The organism is Photorhabdus machadonis (genome assembly GCF_052657765.1).
Window position 1 is genome coordinate 679,787 of record NZ_CP199761.1, and the last position, 22,378, is coordinate 702,164.

Sequence of the window (22,378 nt, forward strand, 5' to 3'; positions counted from 1 at the left end):
ATAACTACTTTCAGATAGGGGTTTTCTTAAGTAAAAGGGGGTAAATTTTATGTAAATAAAACTTACCTGACAATAATTCTGTATTCTATTTCTATCGAGATAACTATTGTGATAATAAATAACAGAAATGAATCTCAAACACAGAGAGTGGTGGTGACAGGGTTAGGTATTATTTCACCAACAGGTATTGGCATTAATGAATTTTGGGACAATATTCATAATGGGAAATCGGGGGTCAGTGAATATACGTGGGGAAGAAAAAAATTCGGATTTAAAAGTGGAGCTATAGGAAAGGTTGGCGATCTTGATATCGATAACAAAGAATATGTTTTGCAAAATGAGCATAAATATCTGCGGTTTGCTTTGGATGCTTCCGAGATGGCAATGCAAGATGCAAATTTAACGCCTTCAGAAATTGACGGTAAACGCTTTGGTGTTGCAATAGCAACCGCTATTGCCGATGCTGCTGGAATGGAAGAGTGTTTGCTCAGAATTACCCATGGAGGCAAAGAAGAGATCAGCCCTGATTTAATTCAACCAGAGGATTACGATAGCTTTGATTTCAGCTCTGCGGCAACCTCTGTGGCGAAAAAGTATGGTGCGTCCATGTCGGTGAGTAATATATCAACGGGATGTGCGGCAGGGCTTGATGCTTTAGGAATGGCTCTTGAACATATTCGTAATGGAAGGGCTGATGTCATGCTGGCCGGTGCAAGTGAAGCTCCGCTTTGTCCACTGTCTATTGGCTCTTTTGAGGCTTTGGGGGCATTGTCATCAAGAGAGCTGGAAAATCAGCAATCGGCAACCTGTCCTTTTTCTCTTGAACGTGATGGATTTGTTATTGCAGAAGGGTGTGGAATATTAGTTTTAGAGTCTTATGAACATGCGAAGAAGCGTGGAGCACATATCTATGCTGAATTGGTAGGATATGCATCAGTCAATAATGCTTATCATATGACGGATTTACCCGCTGATGGATTGGCAATGGCCCGGTGCATTGATATGGCATTGAAAGATGCCAAGATCGCCCCATCAGCAGTAAATTATATTAGTGCACATGGAAGTTCTACGGCTCAAAATGATATTAATGAATCAAATGCAATTAAATTTATTTTGGGAGAAAAAGCATTTGATATTCCCATTAACTCATTAAAGTCAATGACAGGTCATGCTTTAGCTGCCGCCAATGCGATAGAATCTGTCGCATTATGTCTGGAAATAGAAAGACAATATATTCACCCAACAATTAATTATCAAACCCCGGATCCTGATTGCGATTTAGATTATATCCCTAATCAAGGTTGCGCATATCCTATTGACACTGCGTTAAAATTATCCAGTGGTTTTTCCGGTATTCACAGTGTTATTGTTATGAGGGCAATTAACAATGCGTAGAAGAGTTGTTGTTACCGGTGTTGGCGCAATACATCCTGATGGCAAGGATGTGACATCCATCAAGTCAAATCTGATTCAGAAGTTCTTGGGCCAAAATTCAATAAATAATATGTCCTCAAGCCCTGTAATACGGACATTGAGTGATCCCGATGAAAAAAAATATATCAATAATCGCTTAAAGCGCAAAATTGATGACTTTTCTATTTATGGCATTGTCGCTGTCGAGATGGCATTAAAAGAGAGTAAATTAGATTTAGACAAAATTGATCCTAATCGCGTCGGGATATATGTTGGAAATTGCTTTGGTGGATGGAAACATATTGAAGACGAAGTGAAAGCGCTCCATATTGAAGGAATTCAGGGAATGGGGCCTTATGTCGCTACGGCATGGTTCCCTGCTGCACTCCAGGGGCAGTTATCACTTCTTTATGGTTTTAGTGCACAATCTAAAACGTTTTCTACATCGGATGTGGCAGGGATCCAAGCAATAGGTTATGCGGCCGAAGCTATTTCTAATGGTGTAGCGGAAGTGATGTTATGTGGTGCGTCAGAACATCTTTCGAGCCCATTAGTTAAAAATTTACTGGAGCAGAAATCAATACAGAGAAACTCTGAAATATTTGGCGAAAAATTACCAGAAAATTTCTCGGAAGGGGCTGCATTTCTGGTTATAGAAGAAATGCAACATGCTTTAGAACGTGGCGCTTCGATATTATGTGAATTAACTGGCTTTATTGATTATTTTTCACCTGATAAAAACACAAGAAGTGACACCTTAAAATACACTGCTGAACTATTCAGCCATAATGAGAATTCTGCATTTATTATGGACGGAATATATGATGATGAAAAGGAAATGACGAGTAAAGTATTTTCAGATAAAGATATAAAAACATCTTTTGTAAATCTGAGACCTTATTTAAATAATCAATTTTCGGTCAGTGGCGTGATTGATTCAGTCCTGGCTTCATCATTCTTATCAGAAAATAATGGAGAACAACAGCCTGTTACAATAAATGAATTTTCAAATACTAATCAAATAGTCATTCAGCGACTCAGTAACAAAGGTCATGTGTGTGCGTTGAGTTTTTCAGCTATTTAATCTCTAAAATATTTAAATGTGCGAGTGTAATATATGAATAATAATCCAGAAGTAAAAATAAAAACTATTTTGTCATCTTTTGTTAATATTGATTTTGATGATTTCAATATGGATGCAGATCTTGCTCAAGCTTATGATATGGATTCTACTGAATTAGCTGACTTAGCAAAAGAAATTGGGAAAGAATTTGGTATTTCTGTGACCAAAAGTCAATTCAGTAATTGGGAAACAGGAAGAGCTGTTCTTGATTTCGTCTCAGCAAATTTAAGTGATAAAAATTAATTGTTAACCAATGGGAAGCAGAAATGAAACTAATTTCTATGTTGTTACATTCAGTGCGTGATAATTTAAATGACGATTGTATTATCACTAAGGATTCTCATTATACAAGAAAGGAGGTAATATTTTCTGTTTCCCACATAATTGATAATTTATGCAATAGAGGAATTCATAAAGATAATAAAGTTATTGTTATATTTGAACATGATGAATTAGGTATTTTCTTCTTGGCTGCGGCCAGTGCTATGGGATTGCATTTGTTAATGCCCTATAATTTATCATCAGCGACAATCGATGAATGGATCAATTTTACCAATGAGGTTCAATACGATTTTGTTGTTTATCTTAAAAAAGATAAATATATTGTCGAAAAATTAAAAGAAAACGGCATCAATGTTATTGATTTTTCAGATCATGAGATCAGCATTCATGGCATAGAAGAAACTCCTGTTATCACGTATTCACCACAATCTATTACTAACTTTATTGTACTTTTCACAAGTGGAAGTACAGGGAAACCGAAAGCAATTAGTATTTCAGAATCCTTAATATGTCAGCGAATTTGCACAGTAACAGAAAAATTAAAGTTTACTCAGGATGCTAGAATATTCATGTCAGGCTTATTGAATAATACTACCGGTGTGATTTTCTCTTTCGGTGCATTATTACATCAGTCAATACTTTTTATACCAGAAGACAGGAATATAGAAAAATGGCCTGGCTATATTTCCCGCGATAAAATTACGCATATTATGTTACGCCCAGAATCGATGAAATTATTTGTTAAATCGGCAGAAGAAGATGATATCGATCTAACTTGCTTACACGTTGTTGCTTATGGGGCTGCGGCTATGCCGCCCAGTGTACTTGAGAAAGGGCGTAAATTAATAGGCTGTGAATGGATGCAGGGATACGGATTAAGTGAAACTTATGGTCCGTTCTGCTGGGTGGATGAGCAAGATCATCGTGATAAAAGGTATCTCAACTCAGTTTATTGTGTTGGGAAGATTGATAATACATTGGAAGTTGCTATTAAGCCTATTATGGGCTCATCTGATAATATTGGAGAAATTATACTAAGAGGTAAAAGTATGATGGAAGGGTATTATGATGTGATTTCTGGGAAAGTCACTCCGCCTGAAAAGTGGTTTGCTACCGGTGATTTGGGTTATATCGATGACGATGATTATTTAATTTTAAAGGGACGTAAGCAAAATACATTTATGAGTGCTAACGGACATAGGATTTACCCTGAAGAAGTTGAATCTATTTTATCAAGAGTACCCAATGTGAATGTTGCTACTGTTGTTGGTTTTTCTTTCCATGAAAATGGTATTGCTATTAACCAACCTGTTGCCTGCATGAGTGGAGATATTTCGAAGAAATCATTACCTGAAATTGAAAATATTCTTTCATCATTTCTGAGCGCTAAATTAAGTCAGGAAAAATGGCCTGATTGGTTCTATGTTACGGGTGAGTCATTTCCGAAAAGCCATAACGATAAGATACTAAAATCAGCGTTAATTAAATCAATCGATCCTAAAAAATTATTTAAATTAAGGTGTCAATAATGAATTATTCAGAATCACACTCCATTATCTGTAATACTCAGGCAGAAAAGGTATATCAAGTTATTGTCAATTCTGACAAGTGGCCAGAAATATTTGAGCCTTGTCAGGAAGTAAAGGCTATCTTTAGAGATAAAGACAGTGAAAAAATAGAAATTAAAGCGTTAGTTAACGGTATCATCATGCAGTGGGTATCGGAGCGTAAATTTCATGCAGAAACATTCAGTATAAAATCAAAACTGACCAAGCCAATGACATTAGTCAACGGGATGGAAACATCATGGCGGGTTATTAAGATCAATTTTCAACAATGTATGCTTATGTTAGAGCATGATTATGATATTGAGCCAGAAATAACAGGATTAGTTGATGGTGTTGAAACAACGCAGCAGGCCCATGAATTTATTAGTAAAGGAATTGATCTTAATTCAGTTAAGGAGCTCAATAATATAAAGAATATTGTAGAAGCAAATGAAGGATCGAGGGGGGAATTAAACGGAAATTTGACTCATTCAATAATATGTGAGGCACCGGCAAAGGATGTATATACTTTGGTTAAAGATGTCTCTTATTGGCCTGATATTTTCTCATTTTGTGAAGGTGCTGAGGTATTAAATAGAATAGATGATTCAGAGCTTGTTGAAATTAAAGCAAGACAGAATAATAACACAGTAAGCTGGCAAACACAGCGATATTATTCTGATTCTATTTATAGAATTGATTATGTCCTGCTTAAACCTATGCCATTATTAAAGAAAATGAGTGGGAGATGGCAAGTTATTCCTATTAATGATCAACGTTGTCTTCTGACAATACAGAGGAATTGGTCTTTATTAGATGATATTATTGGTATTATTGATGATGTTGATAATCATGATCAGGCTAATTTCTTTATTATCTCATTTATTAATGACAACACTCAAATGGAGATGGATAGTATAAAAAATAAGGTGGAAAGTAATAAAAAATCAGAATTATTAACTTTCACCGCTGGGTATTCTGTTCCTCATCAAGTTGATGATGTTTACAATATCTTTTTAAATATCAACGATTGGAGTCAGATATTACCGCATTGTGATTCAGTGAAAATAATTCACAACGATGATAGGCACCAAGAGTTTAATATGGCAGTGTCAACGCCAAATGGAAATGAGACTTTCCGGAGCATACGATTCTGTGATAGAGATAGTTTATCGATTGAATATTTTCAACCAGAGCCTCCATTAGTATTAAAATCTCATAGCGGTTCATGGCGTATATTTAGCAGCGGAAGTGGTTCGTTCGTTGTTTCTAATCATAGTGTTGAGTTAGACCATAATTTATGTGCAATTAAGTTTGGTACAGAAGATAAATTAATACAACAAGAAATAGTGAAGAATGCTATTTCAGAAAATAGTAAGAAAATGGTTTTTGCCTGTAAAGAGTGGTTAGACGCTCGTATTTAGTAAATTAAAGGAAGATACAATGAATAATAAGCATAAACCAAATAGAATTTCGACAGCACTTTTTTCTACTTGTGGTTATTTTATGCCAAGACTTTTTTTCTTAAATTCTCAATATGCGCCTCAGGTTCATTGGGGGGATGTGGTTGAGGCATTGAGTCATTTTCAGGAGGAAAACTTAGACTTATCATCTGAAAAATTCTGGCAGGAGTGGATGATTAATTGGTCTCAAGTGGGTGATAATTATATCAGCATCGCTAATTCTGCCAAAAATGAAGTCAGTTATGTTCGTGCTCTGAAGAGTGCTGCTGCTTGTTATCATTGGGCTGAATTTATGTATTTCAGTGATAAAAGCAGAAAGATCCAGCTCAGAGAGTATATTCGTTCATGTTTTTTATCCGGTATAAAGTATAGTGATTTACTGGTTGAGCATCAGTATATTGTTGTTGATAAATTTCATATGCCGTTCTTCCTTATATTTCCTAAAGGATATAAAGAAGAAGAGAATAATCCTTTACCTTGTGTTATTTTATCCAATGGATTGGATTCAATGACTGAAATTGAAATATTATCTTTAGCTGAGTTTTTCTTAGAAAAGGGTATGGCGGTAGCTATATTTGATGGGCCAGGGCAAGGAATAAACCTTGGGAAATCGCCGTTGGCTATTGATATGGAATTATATGTTACCTCTATAATTAAATTATTAGAAGATGATGCTAGAATTAATAGTAGCCTTCTCTGTTTCTTAGGAATTAGTTTCGGAGGTTATTTTGCTTTACGTCTTGCACAAAAAATTGGCGACAAATTTTGCTGTATCGTTAATTTATCGGGTGGGCCTGAAATAGCCGATTTTGACAAATTACCCAGAAGACTTAAAGCAGATTTTCAGTTTGCCTTTATGCAAGATAATCATATGCAGTCTCTTTTTGATGAAATAAAATTAGATGTATCTTTAACTTGCAAAACAAAGGTTTTTACTGTCCATGGCGCATTGGATGATATATTTTCTATTGATAAAGTTAGAGAGTTAGATCACTTATGGGGTGATGATCATAAATTATTATGTTATGAATCAGAAGCTCATGTTTGTTTAAATAAAATAAACGAATATATGATACAAGTTTTGGATTGGGTTAATGAACAATTCAAACTAAATAGCGCTAAGAAAAATTAACTTATTTTACACTTAGCACCTATTTTAGTTGGTGTAATTATTGTAAGCGTTCTTATAAATGAATAGTGAACAAGGACAGCGCACAGGATCTATATCGTACATATAATACGTGAGGATGACTCGTTTTTTGCCCTTTGGCTGCTGCATTAACGTGTATTCAAAAGTTAACGCTTTTGCCTAAGTACTGTCTTGGTTCGCTGTTTATTATAAAGGATGGAAAATAGTATATTTTATAGAATGTTATCCTTTAACGTTAGGTATTTTATACCAAATAAAAATTTAAATTAAATATTAATTACCTTACCTAAATAACATTTTTTTAATGGTCGTGAAGGTAAATTTTATTTTAGTTATATCTTTTAGTTGAATTGTTCCTTTACTATAAGTTACATACCCTATGGATTTCAAGATGTATTGCGGCGGCAAGGGAGCGAATTCCCGGGAGCATAGATAACGATGTGATCGGGGTGAGTGAGTGCAGCCAACAAAGAGGCAACTTGAAAGATAACGGGTATAAAATGAAATCATCTTCATAAACATGACGAAGCGAAATTTCCGAATAATAAGTTCATATTTCTACTGCTTAAATATTGACTGGTAGCATGAAACTTGACTTTAACATTTAAGTTTTCTTATAGTGTCAATACATAGTAAGTTTACTTATTGAAGACTAATATTATTTTTTGTATTGATTATCGCTATATATATTTTAAATGTTTACTCTATGATTCCACACTTACCTCTACCGTGGCTTCAATGTAATGTATCGAGCATTTACTCTTGATAGGGTAGAGTAATTATGAAAGGCGAAAATATTATTTTAGTTAACTCAGATAATTTAGAGCTATATTAAATATAAGATTTCCAGTTGATAGTTTTATGGTGAAGTCTCGACATTGTTCAATTAATCAATGACTAAGAGTGAATGGTTCTATTGGATAGTTGGTTAGTAACTCAATATTATTTATTTAATAGAGATTTTCCTATTTGATTTTTTATTAAAATAAGGAGTACGGAAATGTCAAGAACCGAAAGACTCATAGCATTACTGCAATACTTAAGACAAAGAAGATATCCTGTCAGTGGTAAGTTACTGGCTGGCGATTTAAATGTAAGTTTGCGGACTCTTTATCGAGATATTGCTTTGCTAAATAGTCAGGGAGCAAATATAGAAGGTGAACCAGGTTTAGGTTATACATTAAGACCGGGTTTTATGTTACCTCCTTTAATGTTTACAATGGATGAAATTGATGCCTTAGTTTTAGGTAATAAATGGGTTATTGAACAAAATGATGTTGTTTTGGCTAAGTCTGCTCATAGTTTCATATCCAAGATCGCGGCAGTACTTCCCGAAGAACAACGCGCTCAACTATACTGTTCGCCAATGTTTGTAAAAACAGAAGGTTATAGTAAAGTTACTGATAATAATTCGATATTATCTGATATTAGGAAAGCGATATATCGTAAAGAAAAGATAGTGATAACTTTCTTTGATTTAAATAATGAACGTATAGTGAAAACTGCTTGTCCATTGTCAATTTTTTTCAATAACGAATTTTTTTTAGTTTCTTGGTGTGAATTTAGTCATGAATTTCTCAAGTTACAAGTAGAAAAGATAGAGAAATTAGAAGTGTTACCGGAAAAATATATACAAGATCGAATATTATTGTTAAAAAAATGGGGCGAGAAGGAAGGATTGTCTGAGAATTTTTTATCTTGATAAATGATTATTATTAAACAATTTATATGGATGTTTATCTAATGCAAGAGTGAGAGTTCTTTTTATTGAATATCTAGTTGCAAATATATATTTGTGTCTTTAGTGGGTTTTGATGATTATCTGAACTTTCTGCTTTCATTTAAGCTGTAAGATTAAAAAGTTTAGTTGTTTCCTCAGATTTACCGAAAGTTGATTTTGTTTTTTTAAGTCCAGAAGCGAGAGCGATTCTTTGGAAAAGCAAGCCCTGGAGCGCCGATTGTGAATGTCAGAATAAGTCACGATTTGGTAATCTGGGGCAATTGATAAAAGAGCATTACCTTGAAATTATGGGTAATAGCTTTTATATATTGTAATGACAGACCATATTGTTTGTTATTTTATCAATCAAACAAAAATTGAATTCTGGATATTGTTAAAATGACACGTAGAAAGTATTAAATATTATAGCAGACTAAAATCCAGTGTTTTATTATGATTGAGTGTCGAATTTATTAAAAAAATATAAGGTATTAATGTAGGTGGGTTATATATTTGAGTCCATAATTATCATATTTTAAGCCGGTTCAACAAAAATCATGATTTTTGTTGAACCGGCTTCATATTATATCTTAAGGCAGAGACTAAAACTCGTATTCTCCACATGATTATTTTTACTTATATAAATAATTCAATGGAATAAAAACTACCATTTCCATGTGTCTGGGCTGGTTCCAGAAGGTAATACACCGATTCCATAATCACTAATGACAACGGCAACATATATATCATTGTCATAACAATCTAATTGATATTTTCTTCCTCTTTTAGTCCACTGCCAATAATCAGTTTTCCCGCTTTCAGGATAGAACTCTTGAAGAAGTGAGGCTGTTGCTGGATATAACCCATCGATATTGAGTACACTCGTATTTCCAGAGTTATTCCAAACCACATCACCGGTTAAAATTTTATTGGTTAGATTAACAACGAAAAAGGAATGGCTATTAACGCCAAGCATTTTACCTTTTTCTTTTTTCTCAATTTTTTTCATCTTATGCTCCTGAACGAATGGATAAAGCTGCTAATAATTATAGAAATAACCATAGTTTCTCTGTAATTTCTATTTTTACTGCTATAAATTCAATAGCCATGACGATAGTTACAGTGGAAATAGATACAAAGTAAGTCTATTTTTACACTTCATTATTTTAACTTGGATAGGTTTCTCTTAAAGAATATATTCGCCACGACATGTTATGAATGTTCTAGGTAATCTATTGTTTATAATTTAATTATATTTATGAACGCGGATAGAAAATGATATATCAGATATTTTTATAGTAGCGTAAAAATACGGAATGTAAAGTATATCGTCATTATGTTTTACCTGAATACCACAGAAAATCGAGTCAGTAATTTTGGGGCGAGCTGAAATTGCTGGTGAGAACCTGAAAAACGTGAGTGGGTGAATCGGGTGGTGGTTTTTCTCGTTCACTTTTTGAATCGGTAATTCCAACCTGAACGTCGAAGTTCAAGTTGGCAACGAACTATAAAAGAGATTCTTGGCCTGGAAAAACTATTTCTGATGAAAATTGGTTTGTAAAAGTCTGGATGGATGCAGTTTCATTTGCTGCTAACGACACGGAACTGGATATATTTTCGAATGAGTGTATCCGGAGTTTGACATCGATATTATCATCGGCGTTTTATCCGGATTAATCTTCATGTGTTTTTTATCGTGAGTGCTGATTTTAATAAAAAGTGGTTGCAATATAGAGTAATATTTGAGTTGTTGAAGATGTATAAGTTTCTGACCAAATATCTTCTTACTTCTAGGGAGGGAACCATAAATACTTTGGCTTGGAACTGGTATGTTTTAGTTTATTTCTTTAGTGGACTATGTTTTATATGTTCATAATCTAAAATATCTCAGAATATAATCACATCAAATGTATGTATCAGTTATATCATATAGTATCCGATATTTATTAAATGAGGATAGTCACCCCATTGGGGTATCTGAAAGACCTGTGGTAACAGGGGTTCAGGAGGTAAATGGGAATGACCTCATTCAAAGGCGAGTTGCTTGAGGGCTTGTTGCTGCAACTCAATAACAGTAGCAGGCACTGGTTAATTAATGCGAGTATCAGCAACTTTTTTGGCTCTCTCCATTAATTCACGAAAATCGTTATTATCACCGATGCTACAGGGCAGATTTTGTTGAAGGGGAACTGATCAAGATGCTGGTTTATTGTTATTCAGTCTGGTGTCAATTAATGACGACAGACTAGCGGATGTTTCAGGTGATCGGGTCAGGCAGATATTCCAACGAGAATCACCATGCTTTTCGCGGGAAGCCCCTTCCATTCAGGTTATAGGTATCTACACATCGTCGAACTGACCCAACACACTTGCGGCTAGCTGGGTCAGTTCCTCTGCCGAATATTCCGACAACAACTGTAACGTGTTTAGCAGCAGTGATAAGTCCGCCAGAATGGACGGCGTGCTTTCTCGTCGCCCCCGTTTCTGTTGACGTCCCGATAAGCGATACAATAATCGCCTTGCCCTGACGTTCTCTTCATCCGCTCCTCTCGTTGTAAGCGCTATGCCAGTACACAGGCTATACTCGCAATTAAAAGCTGGCGTAACACCGCTCTCGCACAGGCCAGCCATCTGCCAGATGGTTGGCTTACAGCTTCTGCACGGCTTCTGTGATAGTGGGTGCCTTGCAGACTGTCAGTGTACTTTCTCGTTGATATATATCATTAATCAGGTCGGTGACCTGCGCGGTAAAAACGTCTTCACGTAATGCAGCGCAAGTTTTATTCGGTATCGGTAAAAAAATCGGGTTCATGATGTGTTTTCCTTGAATTAACGTCAGATAAAGAAAGCCCCCGCCCAATATCGGGAAGGTGTTTTTGGCTCCTCGTTCAGGGGCCTGACGAGTTTCAGGATGAACGCCTCATTATCTTGACGTAGTGTGATTTCTCCTTTTTTCAATGAATACGCCTGCTGTCAGGCGAGTGTGTTGAGAGATAAACCCGATAGTCGCGGAGCGATTGTCGGTAAACAGGATGTTCAGATGGGTGTCATTGAGTAATGCGGGGTTCAAATCGGTTGTTAAGCCAGGTCGGACATTCGCTGGACGTTGGCCGCCTTGGTGGCGTCACTTGGTAATCGCGGCGCTGTTACGTAAGTGGCGCCAAGCAGCAAGGACGTTTATCATGATGGATTCAAAACGTGGGGTTAGTGCCATACAGATTAAAACGGTATCGATTAAAGTAAGACAGAGTGTGTTCTGCCCATATTGCGTGGGTAAGCCGGTATCACAAAAGAGACTGGAAAACTTTTATCGCCAGACGGCGGGTTATTTTTCCGACGATATCTGCTGCCAAAAGTGCGCAGATGTACCGCATTACGATGCTCTCTCTTTCAGTTTACGTAAGTTTTGTTTTCGCCACCCGAAGATAATTCTTGCAGGCGGTGGATCATTGATAATTACAATCAAAGATGTTAGCGATTGTGTCAGATAGCTCAACTATTTGCTTAATATTTGTTACCCATGTAGGCTAAGTAAATTATGAATACAAAATATCAGCAATTCCTCGTGGCTATCTTTTCAAGGCACTGAAAAATACCTTCGGACAATCTCCCGCCCAATTGCCATTGATGCTGTTGCTGCTGGTGATGGTGCGTTGCAAATATGCAATGAACGACGACCGACCAAAAAGTGAAAATCATCTACTAGTTTGCCATCAGCTGTCAGCGCTTGAGCGCGAACTCCGGCTGCTCCTAGAGTAATATCTTCTGGTTGTAAATCAGGGATAAGCCGACGAGCATCGTCGGTAAAAAGCTTGTGCGAAAATGAACGCCGTATTTCTGCCATACCTTCGCTAAAATAGCGTGTAGCAATCTTCCAAAATCCTTTATAAGTGAGGGTTTCCGCCAGATCACGCAAGGAAAAATCTGTCTTGCGATACCCCTCGCGCTTAAAAGCCAATACCGCATTGGGACCAACATCCCGTTTGCCATTGTACATCCGAGTGAAATGAACACCAAGGAATGGAAAATCAGGATTAGGGACGGGGTATATCAGATGATTGACCAAATAATTTTTATTGCTGTTCAGAACATAATACTCACCGCGGAATGGAACAATTCTCATTCCAGTCTCATAACCTGCCAACTTGGCAATTCTATCGCTATGCAATCCCGCACAGTTCACAAGCTGTTTAGTTTGATAACTCGTTTGCAGGGTTTGTACTTCAACATACTCAGCATGTTCATGAATAGCATGCACATGTTGCTGATAATAAATATTACCGCCTCTGCTTTGAATGATTTCTGCCAATTTTTCTGCAATCTCTGGATAATTCACTATCCCTGCATCTGGCACTAAAATTGCCTCAAGTCCATTAACATAAGGCTCACGTTCTTTCAATTCTGCTTGTGACAATCGACTAATTTCAAGCCCGTTCTGTAATCCCCGCTGATAGATATTCTCTAACAAGGGAAGCTCTTTCTGTTGAGTTGCCACAACTACTTTGCCACAGCGGTCATAATACAACCCATGTTCCTGACAAAATTGATAGGTAGTTCGGTTGCCTTGTTTTGCCAGACGTGTTTTCAAACTGCCGGGAGTATAGTAAATACCAGAGTGGACAACATTACTGTTATGGCCGCTTTGATGGGCAGCCACACCATTTTCTTTGTCCAGCACTAACAGGCGCAATAGAGGATTATGTTCCTGCAAAGCGTTGGCAATACCCAGCCCCACCAATCCCGCTCCAATGATGATAACGTCATACATTTTTTAGCTTTTTCCTCATCATGAGCTGGAAAAATAACTTTTCCAGCTAATTTGTTTTTTCAAGCTCAAGATAATCATTAAATAACAACTAATACCTGAATTCTTTAATCTCATTGTGGGTTGCTTTGCCCTATTGCGTTCCCTATACGATGAGCTCCATTTTCTTCTATCAAATTTTAAGTGAATCAAACTGTTTTATCGTTATAACAATTCTCTCAACATCACTGTCCGAAAGATGATGGTGACAAGGAATAGTCAGTATTTCTTGCGATAAACGTTCTGTATTGGGAAGAACTATGTGAGGCTGACTACTCAGCCATGCATGTTGCTGATGAATAGGCTTCGGATAGTGGATTGTTGCTTCAATATCGTTCCTGCCGAGATGTTGTTGTAATTTATCCCTGTTTTCTGATTTCACAACATAGTGATAGTAGGAGTTACCCGCCCTTCCTCCCCCGAGATCCGTTCCAGTCGTGGCGTTGGATAACTCTTGATTATAAAAGGTCGCTATTTCCTGACGACGTTGAAGCCACTGATCCAGATATTGAGTCTTAATATTTAATGCGGCTGCCTGCAAGGTATCAAGGCGTGAGTTGATGCCGAACAAAACAGATTCGTTGCGAGTCTGCAATCCATGATTACGTGCAAGTTTTGCATATTCGGAGATATTCGGGTTAGTTGTGATAAGAATACCACCATCTCCGAAGCAGCCGAGAGTTTTCAATGGGTGTAGTGAGAAGGCCGCCGCATCAGCCGATGTACCGACTTGCTGACCATTTATGGTCGTTCCAATAGCCTGAGCACAATCTTCGATAACAAAGACTCCCTTAGCACGACACAACGAGACAATCGGGTCAATAGCTACAGGCCGTCCACGTAAATAAACAGGTATAACAGCCTTGGTTCGATCGGTTAGCAGCGGAGCAATGGTATCAACGTTGATGAGTTCATCATCTCCTACGTCAGCAAGGATAGGTGTAGCACCGGCAGCAACTATTGTCCCGACGGTTGCTACAAATGTATTCGCACAAGTTATGACCTCATCGCCCGGCCCTATTCCTAGAGCTTGCAATGCGAGCAGTAAAGCATCAGTACCGGAGTTAAGTGATACAGCATATGCTCCTCCGCAATACTGTGACATCCATTCTTCGAATCTTGAGACTTCTTCACCTAGCACAAAATCACCAGCCGCCAGAACATCTCGCCACTGCTTGAAGATAAATTCGGATAGGTCTAGCGCCTGCTCTTGGATATTGTTGCATTTGATCATAATGTCGTTGCCTTTTTTAGGTTCTTCGAGTGATAGCTACAAGTACGATGACAGCAATTCCCACGGCACTGACAATCGCGGTTATTGTCAATGTTTCAGAATATCCGACCATCGCACCAAATATTCCTGCGCCAAGATAGATGAATGGATGTGCACCACTGGTCACAAAGGTATCGACGGCAACAACTTTTCCAAGATCTTTTTCCGGGGAAAGTGTTTGCATCGCAGTTGCCCAACCCGTCAGCCACGACGCCTCAACAATCCCGATAAACGTTGCCCCCAGAATGACCATCCAAGCAAAACTGCCCATTCCCAACAAGAGCATTGCGCTACAGAGAAATAGGCCGCAGATCACGGCAAGTAATATTAGACGCTGATGGCCGGAAGTCAGTACCGTAATGACTGAGCCGATACAAGCGCCAGCTCCCGATGCAGCCAGACAAAATCCCCACATTGTATCGCTGAAACGATCACTGATTGCATATGGTGCGACAACCAAAAAGATGGGAAAACACAGGACATTCAGGATCAACGTCGCAGTAAACCCAAGTGACAAAACAGAGTTGCCAGTAATAATCGTGATACCATTTAATACCTCCCGTAAGGAGAATTTATCGTCTGAACCACGCACCCCGATATCGGGTATCAGCGCAGTGAAAAAGGCTGCGGCGAAAAACGTTATCCCATCCATGAGTATTCCCCATACAGGATCCCACAATATGATCACAACACCGACTGTGGCAGGAAAAACTACGGCCACAAAGTTGTCGATAAAATTCATCGCACCATTTCCGGCGACTAACGCCTGCTTGGGGAGCAGATTCACTAGCAAAACTTGGGCGCATGGACGAGAGACTCCAATACCAATGCCAAAGATGAGGTAGGTAAGGACTAACCCCCACCACGGAGCACTTGACATGATTAATACAGTTGCAGCAACTTGCGCCAATCCCCTGGCGGTGTCTGTCGCGATAAGCACATGTTTCGGTGACTTTCTGTCTGCCAGAACTCCGCCGGCAAGAGCACCAATCACCGTACCTACCCCTACCGCAGCCATTATAATTCCGAAAACATCTGCACTAAGTTTGGCATGGATCAGGGCAACGGGCAGAGCCGCCAGACAGACGGCGTCGCCAATCATTGACAACCCTTGACCAATCAGTAACTTTCGAAAGGATGAGGAGCGTAATACCTCGGAATAAGGTAATGCGCGTTCAGAGAATGGGGTCATTCTGTTTCTCCGCAAATAGATATGCGCCCGTCTGAGCAGTATTCAGCCGCCAGTTTCTTCTCACCGCTATAAATGTCGACTATGCCATCTGCAAGTATCGTGATCAGCAGTCGTTTTCCTCGAAAATAGACTGTGAATCGATAGGAGTTCCAATGGGATGGTAATTGGGGACGAAAATAAAGTCTTTCACCGTCAACGCGAAGTCCGGCCAAGCCTTCAACAAGCCCTTGCCATGCTCCGGCATAAGCTGACAAATGCAATCCATTGTTGTAATTTGAGATAGGAGTGAAATCTAGATTATAGCGACTTGCACGTGATATAAAATCGGCACAATTGTCTGCCTCACTGATGTCTGCTGCAAGCATTGCATGAGGGCCGTAACTCAATGATGATTCATGAACAGTACGAGGTTCGTAGAATTTGAATGCAACTTGCTTCACTTCATCTGAGAAATCATCAGGAAACATAGACATGAGCAGAACGACATCAGCCTGCTTTATGGCTCCGGAAGTGAAATTCTCCAATTTTGCGGCAGAAAACCGTTCATTTTCATCCATAAACTGTGGCCCTCGCTTCTTTTCATTCCTCAGCCCAGTTTCCTCAAGAGTTGCATATCCATCGAATTCTTCAGGAATAGAAACACCATCAATCATCATCCAGGGAAGATATACGTTGTTGCTAATTGCTTTCCAATTTTTCATCTCGGTTACGGAAATTTCGGGGAAAAATTTACAATCAATCAGTGAAAGAGCAAATTTGATGCACCATCTGAGAAGATAATTCGTAAAGAAGCTATTATCGACATGATAATGATATTCATCCGGTCCCATCACCGAGTTGATGACATACGCCTGTTTTTTATCAGACCACGTGAAAACAGATGCTGCAAATCTTGCACATTCAGCGATGATCTTATAACCGCGCATGTTCATATAAGTATCATCATTGGTTGCCGACCAATATCTGTATAAGGCATAACAGACATCAGCAGAAATGTGTAGTACTTCATCGACACTCCATTCTCGTACCATGCCAGCATCAGGATAAGACAGCACATAATGAGGCCCATTCTCTGTTCCACGATCATTCGAAGCCTCAGGAAAACGAGCACCGGAAAATCCCGTGGATTTTGCGAATTCAATCGCTGCTTCCATACAGTGATATCGGTAATCAATGAGTGTTTTTGCGACTTGCGGATCATTCCAGATCCAAAATATGCATTTGTGAAGTTCTGTATCAAAGAAAGTTGCCCCTGAATGATAGGGGCTAGTCAGGCCGCGTGCCGGAGAAATAGAACCCAGCATATGGTTATATGAATCAATACCGTGCTGTAAAAGCTGAAAAATTGCATACTTAATGCCGAGTTCTATTGATTCATCGGATGCATTGATTGTCACATCATGCTCTTCCCATAGTGTTCTCCATTGAGTTTGGTGCTCACTTTGGCAAGCTGTAATATCAAATGGAGAAGACGATATTCCAAGCCCCAAGCTGTCCGCTTCTGAACGTATCTGCCAGTGTGTGAATAGCTGATGACATTCGTTCATAGAAAAATCGAAAGTCACTGATGTGGCGCAGCTCTTCCCTGAGTCTGCCCATGTAGTTGCGAAGCCAGAAGAGAATGACTGTTGCCTGAATTGGATGTCGTAGCATAGACGTCGTTCTGCTGTTGTGACAATAACGCTAAAACCGCCTTCACTAAAATGGCACTGACCAATACCATAATGACGGGCGGTTAGCCATGGAGCTGTGCCTAAATACTCATTAACTGCGGAAGCATCAAGGCCGTAGTCCAGCCGCAATTGACGTGGCTTTCTGGTGGTGCCGATGTTTATCTGACGCAATTCTATAATGGTTGAAACTTCAGTTTTATTGGGAACATCAATAAACTGCGTCACTATCAACTCGAACGCCTCTCCTCTGACATGTAAATATTCGGTGCTAGTGACAGATGCCGTGTCGATAGATAAGGTAATTTTTGCCGTTTTCCCGTCTTGATAGCTTGCTGGTTCACCGGTTTCTACATCATAGAGTCGGAGAATTCTTGGTGCAGGCAATGATACTATCTCACGTGAGACTCCAATCCCTGACGCATATACCCTGTCCATAAGTAGCTGTACTCTCTGCGTCCGTTCAGATGATTTTGGTACATGTGGACGTAGACCAATAAGGCTATTAGCCAACGTTGTAATACATGAAATAAATGTAGACGAGTCTGGGCTGATTTCAGTCACTATTTCATGTTTTTTTCCATAAGAGATGATCAGCACGAAAAACTCCTTGACGAGTTGAAAGACCAATCTGCACATTTCATATTCAACATATTATGGTAGCGAGAGTCTTTGAGGATATCAGTGCTGTCAATAAACTTTCCTGATTGCCACTTCTCACATATTTCTAAAACAGCATCCCTGATTGTATAAACAAACTGAAACCCAAGTTCTTTCTGCACCAAACTAGAATCAAGTCGGTAAGATCTCACATCATCAGAGGATGTCGTTGTGATAGGTACATCAGTAGCAAAATAGCGGTCAACAACTTCTTTAACTTGTTGTGCGATGTCGGTTACAGTGTGGTTCTCATAACCGACATTAATGGCACGCCCGCAGAGTGAACCAAGAGAATCACCTCGAACAAGTGTTGTATATAGACGAGTTAAATCGCCAATATGAACATTGGGTCGGTATTGGCCCCCGCCAAAAACGGTAATTTTACCTTGTGAAAGCGCACTCGCAGTCAGAATATTGACAGTCAGATCCAGACGCTGCCTAGGCGACCAACCACAAACTGTCGCCGCTCTGACTGCGATGGTTTCAAAGTTCGCATCTGTCAGGTCAAAAAGAACTGCTTCACCTTCTGCCTTATATCGGTTGTAGTCAGTAATGGGAACACACGGTTGGTTTTCGTCGACGATAGGTTGATCATTGATTCCATAAACACTCGCTGATGAGGCATAGATAAAACGTCGGCATCCCTGACGCTTAGCACTTGTCATGAGATGAGGAAGACACCCAATATTTATAGATCGGCTCACTTCTGGGTCGGAGTTAAAGCTAGGATCGTTTGCAACCGCAGCAAGGTGTATTACTACTGTGACTCCCTGTAATACATTTTCGACGAGCGTTTGGTCACGAATATCACCTTTAATGAATTCCAAATGAGGATGATCAAGAAAGAGGCTCAGTCCGTTGGGGAAGAACTGGGCATCTAGCACTTTGACCTTGTAGCCAGCAGCTAATAGTTTAGGCACTAACCGCGACCCTATATATCCTGCTCCGCCTGTTACAAGAATAGTTGAGTATTGAGTCATATCATTTCCTTATATTGTATCAACAATCGGAATTGTGATGTTATCAAGTGATCGAAGGATAAAAACGCGTGGGTCAGTAGCTACAGGCAGAAGTTCATTACGGTGGAGTTGATAAGCTCGAATGCCAAGATTACAGGCTACATCGACAGAATGTGGAGAATCATCAATAAGCGTGACACCTTTTGAATCATGCTCTTTGATGAGCTCTAAGAATAACCCCTCTCGAGTCTGATCTCGCTTTTGCTGCACTACGTTTTGTTGATTGAGAGATATGCCAGCCTTACGTAGCATGGAATCGAATAAGCAAGATGCGTTTTGCGAGGCTGTATAAAATTTGACATACTGTTGTGATAGTTCGAGCCGTTTTAATAGCCGCAGTGCATCATCAAAAAACTGGGCGTATACAGAAAGTCGGAGGAATTCAATCTGTTTAATTTCCGCTAATGCACTACTACTATTTATATCAACGGACAGGCTATCCCTTTTCAGTTCCAGAAGCCGGGATGCACCTTCCAGGCGAGGCCGTCCAGCTATATTGACAAGATATTCTTCATGGGTAAGTTCTTTGTCTCCGATTTGACGTGCAGTGTTACGCCAAGCTTCGTAGTGTGGAGTGTCAATAAGAGTTCCGTCGAGATCAACCAATAGAAGTGTTTGCATTTTGTCCCCACTGTTCACATGCTTTCGTGCATGATTATGTTTGCAATTCGCGATGTCGAATCCATCACTTTGTCGTCAGTGAAAACTATCCGTCCCCCATTGCTTTCGACCAGTTCTTTTTCTGCATATAGTCTCGGGTCTGTGCTGGCACCATAATCTGCACCTTTAAAAAACACATCGGGGTGGAGAGTCGTGAGCATAAATTCAGCGGTCGGTGAGTGGTTCACTATCACATGATGACAGTACCGAATTGATGCGATGAATTTGGCACGATGACTGTCAGAAAAAATGGGTCGATCAGAACCCTTGTTGATGTACTTATCAGTGGTAATTGACACGAAAAGACGATCAACGAGTAAACTTGCCTGTTGTAGATGGTGTATATGTCCAATATGGACGATATCAAAGCATCCGTGACACAGTCCAATTGTCAGACCATCTGCTCGGTAATCTTTAGCGAGATCTTTTAACTCGGTGATGCTGTTAAGAACGGCCATACAGCGCCTCCTATGAAATAAGATGTTTTGCCATTATGTTTAGGTGTTCGGACTTTCCCCAATAGTCAGGAATTTGCCCGACTATCTGGAATCCGTTGCGAAGATGGAATAGATATGCAGCACGTTCTTTGTCGATGTTGCCAATATCTAGGCACAGGTATTTTTTCTCAAGACTTAACGCGAATGCCTCAATTTCGTCATAGAGCAAGGAGGCAATACCGTATCGGCGATAGCTTTGATCAACAACCAACCAGTCAGCCCAGAGAGCGTGCTTTGATGGTATCGATCCAAGGCCACATCCCATTGTTCCAATTAACAAATCTCCTTCAGTTGCGATAAACCGTGCCTCCTCATAATGGGGATTATCTAGTTCACGCATAAATTGAGTGCGCGCAGACTGGACTAGATCATCTGTAGACTCAATTTGTGAAATAAGTTTAAGGACATCTTCCATATCAGAGACATTAAAGCGTCGAATAAGAGTCATGCGTGTATCTTTAATTATCATGGTATTCCAACCTCGTCAGCGCGGAGTCCAGACGATCACATGCACTATCTATCATCTCCGCAGTATGCAAAGCAGATAGTGTCACTGGTTCTGGGCAATAAGTCAGAGGCAATAAAAAGCCGTATAAGTTATATTCTGTTGACAGCAGACGGAATAATTTATGTGCGAACTTCACAGGGTAAGTTTGTTCTATATCCTTCATTGTTTTTGGGCGCATTGAAGTCCCGATATGGACTCCAACTCTGCCACCATAACCATCGATATGGCACGGAATGTTGTGCTTATTAAATATTTCCCTCAGATTTTTTATCAGTTGACTTTCCAAACCTGCAATATGTTGGTAAGCAGCGCCATCTTCTAAATGTTCAATAACCGCCAAAGCAGCAGAAACAGACAGATATCGACCTGTATTTGTTCCACTTATCTGCACAGGTCCACGTGGCGCAATCACATCCATGTACTCAGCTTTACCAGCGATCCCCGCTATCGGCATTCCACCGCCGAATGCTTTACCATATGTTGCAATGTCGGGAATAACGCCATAATCTTTTTGGGCACCGCCAATATTCGCTCGGAATCCTGTTAATACTTCATCAAAGATCAGCAATGCCTTATGTTTTGTCGCGAGCATACGCAGATTTTGGAGAAACCCTTCATCTGGTTTAATACAACCGATATTCAGAGCTATAGGTTCAAGAATGATCCCAGCGACATCATCGGAGTAAGTTTCGAATGCCTTTTGCACTGCATTTAGATCGTTCCATGGCAATGGTACAGTGAGTTGGCCCAGTTCAGGGGGAATGCCGACAGTACCTTCAAGGCGTTCTAGTTCACCGCTACCATTTGAGAGCATTGAGCCACTTCGTGGAGAAGAATCAATATTCCATGTCAGGGTGTCATTTAAGCCATGAAAGTGACCTTCAAACTTGAAAATAATGCGTTTACCTGTCACGGCTCGAGCTATCCGTGTTGCATACATCGTGGCTTCTAATCCCGAATTTACAAGACGCAATTTCTCTGCACACGGAATTGCGGCACAAAAGCGCTCACTTAACAACTGATGCTTTTCAGTTTCATATTGCTGAAGAAAACCGCGTGACAGCGCATCAGTGATAGATTTTCGGATAACGGAGCTATCGTGACCAAGGAAACATGATCCCCACCCCATGATATAATCATCGTACCATTCACCTGATGATAACTGTATTCGGGAGCCAGAAGCATTTCTGATCTGTATTGGCCCTATAACAGATAAGTGATTCCAACCAGCTAATACGTTACCTACACGTGTTTCGTTAAACTTTATCATTATATTTCCTCATAAACGTCGCTAAATAATTCTTCAGAATAGAGTGCCCGTGTTATGAATATTAATTAGGATTCAATTTAGGTCTGACAAATGAAAATAATCAATCTATATACCGGTCATTCCACAC

The 22,378-nt window shown here is 39.4% G+C and carries 20 protein-coding genes; 8 read left to right on the forward strand and 12 right to left on the reverse strand.

Features of this window, described 5'->3' with window-relative positions; genetic code table 11:
* Positions 1-108: 108 nt before the first annotated feature.
* The 7 genes from ACUN2T_RS03235 (at position 109) to ACUN2T_RS03265 (ending at position 8,680) form a co-directional block, all read left to right on the forward strand.
* Positions 109-1,395, forward strand: a complete 1,287-nt coding sequence (locus ACUN2T_RS03235; protein WP_445496222.1) for a beta-ketoacyl-[acyl-carrier-protein] synthase family protein — start codon at positions 109-111, stop codon at positions 1,393-1,395.
* The gene (locus ACUN2T_RS03240) at positions 1,388-2,497 is read left to right on the forward strand and encodes a beta-ketoacyl synthase N-terminal-like domain-containing protein (RefSeq protein ID WP_445496223.1); all 1,110 of its coding nucleotides are present in this window, start codon (positions 1,388-1,390) and stop codon (positions 2,495-2,497) included. Before ACUN2T_RS03235 ends, ACUN2T_RS03240 begins: the two co-directional genes overlap by 8 nt.
* A gap of 33 nt (positions 2,498-2,530) precedes the next feature.
* Positions 2,531-2,779, forward strand: a complete 249-nt coding sequence (locus tag ACUN2T_RS03245; RefSeq protein WP_445496224.1) for an acyl carrier protein — start codon at positions 2,531-2,533, stop codon at positions 2,777-2,779.
* Between the two features lie 23 nt (positions 2,780-2,802).
* Positions 2,803-4,347, forward strand: a complete 1,545-nt coding sequence (locus tag ACUN2T_RS03250; protein WP_445496225.1) for an ANL family adenylate-forming protein — start codon at positions 2,803-2,805, stop codon at positions 4,345-4,347.
* Positions 4,347-5,789 carry an SRPBCC family protein gene (locus ACUN2T_RS03255; RefSeq protein WP_445496226.1) on the forward strand — a complete coding sequence of 481 codons (1,443 nt, stop codon included), beginning with the start codon at positions 4,347-4,349 and terminating at the stop codon, positions 5,787-5,789. The genes ACUN2T_RS03250 and ACUN2T_RS03255 overlap by 1 nt, the downstream gene beginning before the upstream one ends.
* A gap of 19 nt (positions 5,790-5,808) precedes the next feature.
* On the forward strand, positions 5,809-6,960 hold the full coding sequence (locus tag ACUN2T_RS03260) for an alpha/beta hydrolase family protein (RefSeq protein ID WP_445496227.1): 1,152 nt from the start codon (positions 5,809-5,811) through the stop codon (positions 6,958-6,960).
* Positions 6,961-7,978: 1,018 nt separating this feature from the next.
* Entirely contained in the window at positions 7,979-8,680 is a 702-nt protein-coding gene (locus ACUN2T_RS03265) for a helix-turn-helix transcriptional regulator (protein ID WP_445496228.1), read from the forward strand.
* 682 nt (positions 8,681-9,362) lie between these two features.
* Here ACUN2T_RS03265 and ACUN2T_RS03270 read toward each other — a convergent pair.
* The 3 genes from ACUN2T_RS03270 to ACUN2T_RS03280 form a co-directional block, all read right to left on the reverse strand.
* Positions 9,363-9,707: a hypothetical protein gene (locus tag ACUN2T_RS03270; RefSeq protein ID WP_445496229.1), complete on the reverse strand. Its 345-nt coding sequence runs from the start codon at positions 9,705-9,707 to the stop codon at positions 9,363-9,365.
* A 1,331-nt stretch (positions 9,708-11,038) separates the two neighbouring features.
* A complete protein-coding gene (locus ACUN2T_RS03275; protein WP_445496230.1) occupies positions 11,039-11,329 on the reverse strand; it encodes a hypothetical protein in 291 nt (96 codons plus the stop codon).
* Positions 11,330-11,345: 16 nt separating this feature from the next.
* Positions 11,346-11,510, reverse strand: a complete 165-nt coding sequence (locus tag ACUN2T_RS03280; RefSeq protein WP_445496231.1) for a hypothetical protein — start codon at positions 11,508-11,510, stop codon at positions 11,346-11,348.
* Positions 11,511-11,730: 220 nt separating this feature from the next.
* On the opposite strand from ACUN2T_RS03280, the gene ACUN2T_RS03285 reads away from it, so the two are divergent.
* Positions 11,731-12,189 (forward strand): hypothetical protein, encoded by a 459-nt coding sequence (locus tag ACUN2T_RS03285; RefSeq protein ID WP_445496232.1) that lies wholly within the window; start codon positions 11,731-11,733, stop codon positions 12,187-12,189.
* Between the two features lie 86 nt (positions 12,190-12,275).
* On the opposite strand, the gene lhgO is transcribed toward ACUN2T_RS03285, so the two are convergent.
* The 9 genes from lhgO to ACUN2T_RS03330 form a co-directional block, all read right to left on the reverse strand.
* Entirely contained in the window at positions 12,276-13,466 is a 1,191-nt protein-coding gene (lhgO, locus tag ACUN2T_RS03290) for an L-2-hydroxyglutarate oxidase (RefSeq protein WP_445496233.1), read from the reverse strand.
* Positions 13,467-13,635: 169 nt separating this feature from the next.
* Positions 13,636-14,736, reverse strand: a complete 1,101-nt coding sequence (locus ACUN2T_RS03295; protein ID WP_445496234.1) for a DegT/DnrJ/EryC1/StrS family aminotransferase — start codon at positions 14,734-14,736, stop codon at positions 13,636-13,638.
* Between the two features lie 16 nt (positions 14,737-14,752).
* Positions 14,753-15,967, reverse strand: a complete 1,215-nt coding sequence (locus tag ACUN2T_RS03300) for an MFS transporter (protein WP_445496235.1) — start codon at positions 15,965-15,967, stop codon at positions 14,753-14,755.
* Positions 15,964-18,024, reverse strand: coding sequence for a glycosyl hydrolase family 65 protein (locus ACUN2T_RS03305; RefSeq protein ID WP_445496237.1), 2,061 nt, complete (start codon positions 18,022-18,024; stop codon positions 15,964-15,966). Before ACUN2T_RS03305 ends, ACUN2T_RS03300 begins: the two co-directional genes overlap by 4 nt.
* Positions 18,025-18,230: 206 nt before the next feature.
* The gene (locus tag ACUN2T_RS03310) at positions 18,231-19,277 is read right to left on the reverse strand and encodes an NAD-dependent epimerase/dehydratase family protein (RefSeq protein ID WP_445496238.1); all 1,047 of its coding nucleotides are present in this window, start codon (positions 19,275-19,277) and stop codon (positions 18,231-18,233) included.
* A 9-nt stretch (positions 19,278-19,286) separates the two neighbouring features.
* A complete protein-coding gene (locus ACUN2T_RS03315; RefSeq protein WP_445496239.1) occupies positions 19,287-19,937 on the reverse strand; it encodes a hypothetical protein in 651 nt (216 codons plus the stop codon).
* A gap of 14 nt (positions 19,938-19,951) precedes the next feature.
* Positions 19,952-20,434 (reverse strand): adenylyltransferase/cytidyltransferase family protein, encoded by a 483-nt coding sequence (locus ACUN2T_RS03320; RefSeq protein WP_445496240.1) that lies wholly within the window; start codon positions 20,432-20,434, stop codon positions 19,952-19,954.
* 10 nt (positions 20,435-20,444) lie between these two features.
* Entirely contained in the window at positions 20,445-20,942 is a 498-nt protein-coding gene (locus tag ACUN2T_RS03325; protein WP_350307414.1) for a GNAT family N-acetyltransferase, read from the reverse strand.
* The gene (locus ACUN2T_RS03330; protein WP_445496241.1) at positions 20,932-22,251 is read right to left on the reverse strand and encodes an aspartate aminotransferase family protein; all 1,320 of its coding nucleotides are present in this window, start codon (positions 22,249-22,251) and stop codon (positions 20,932-20,934) included. The genes ACUN2T_RS03325 and ACUN2T_RS03330 overlap by 11 nt, the downstream gene beginning before the upstream one ends.
* Positions 22,252-22,378 lie beyond the last annotated feature (127 nt).

Coding starts and splice junctions, on each gene's coding strand:
- ACUN2T_RS03240 (WP_445496223.1), top strand. CDS start 1,388: ATGCGTAGAAGAGTTGTTGTTACCGGTGTTGGCGCAATACATCCTGAT.
- ACUN2T_RS03245 (WP_445496224.1), top strand. CDS start 2,531: ATGAATAATAATCCAGAAGTAAAAATAAAAACTATTTTGTCATCTTTT.
- ACUN2T_RS03250 (WP_445496225.1), top strand. CDS start 2,803: ATGAAACTAATTTCTATGTTGTTACATTCAGTGCGTGATAATTTAAAT.
- ACUN2T_RS03255 (WP_445496226.1), top strand. CDS start 4,347: ATGAATTATTCAGAATCACACTCCATTATCTGTAATACTCAGGCAGAA.
- ACUN2T_RS03260 (WP_445496227.1), top strand. CDS start 5,809: ATGAATAATAAGCATAAACCAAATAGAATTTCGACAGCACTTTTTTCT.
- ACUN2T_RS03265 (WP_445496228.1), top strand. CDS start 7,979: ATGTCAAGAACCGAAAGACTCATAGCATTACTGCAATACTTAAGACAA.
- ACUN2T_RS03270 (WP_445496229.1), bottom strand. CDS start 9,707: ATGAAAAAAATTGAGAAAAAAGAAAAAGGTAAAATGCTTGGCGTTAAT.
- ACUN2T_RS03275 (WP_445496230.1), bottom strand. CDS start 11,329: ATGGCTGGCCTGTGCGAGAGCGGTGTTACGCCAGCTTTTAATTGCGAG.
- ACUN2T_RS03280 (WP_445496231.1), bottom strand. CDS start 11,510: ATGAACCCGATTTTTTTACCGATACCGAATAAAACTTGCGCTGCATTA.
- ACUN2T_RS03285 (WP_445496232.1), top strand. CDS start 11,731: ATGTTCAGATGGGTGTCATTGAGTAATGCGGGGTTCAAATCGGTTGTT.
- lhgO (WP_445496233.1), bottom strand. CDS start 13,466: ATGTATGACGTTATCATCATTGGAGCGGGATTGGTGGGGCTGGGTATT.
- ACUN2T_RS03295 (WP_445496234.1), bottom strand. CDS start 14,736: ATGATCAAATGCAACAATATCCAAGAGCAGGCGCTAGACCTATCCGAA.
- ACUN2T_RS03300 (WP_445496235.1), bottom strand. CDS start 15,967: ATGACCCCATTCTCTGAACGCGCATTACCTTATTCCGAGGTATTACGC.
- ACUN2T_RS03310 (WP_445496238.1), bottom strand. CDS start 19,277: ATGACTCAATACTCAACTATTCTTGTAACAGGCGGAGCAGGATATATA.
- ACUN2T_RS03315 (WP_445496239.1), bottom strand. CDS start 19,937: ATGCAAACACTTCTATTGGTTGATCTCGACGGAACTCTTATTGACACT.
- ACUN2T_RS03320 (WP_445496240.1), bottom strand. CDS start 20,434: ATGGCCGTTCTTAACAGCATCACCGAGTTAAAAGATCTCGCTAAAGAT.
- ACUN2T_RS03325 (WP_350307414.1), bottom strand. CDS start 20,942: ATGATAATTAAAGATACACGCATGACTCTTATTCGACGCTTTAATGTC.
- ACUN2T_RS03330 (WP_445496241.1), bottom strand. CDS start 22,251: ATGATAAAGTTTAACGAAACACGTGTAGGTAACGTATTAGCTGGTTGG.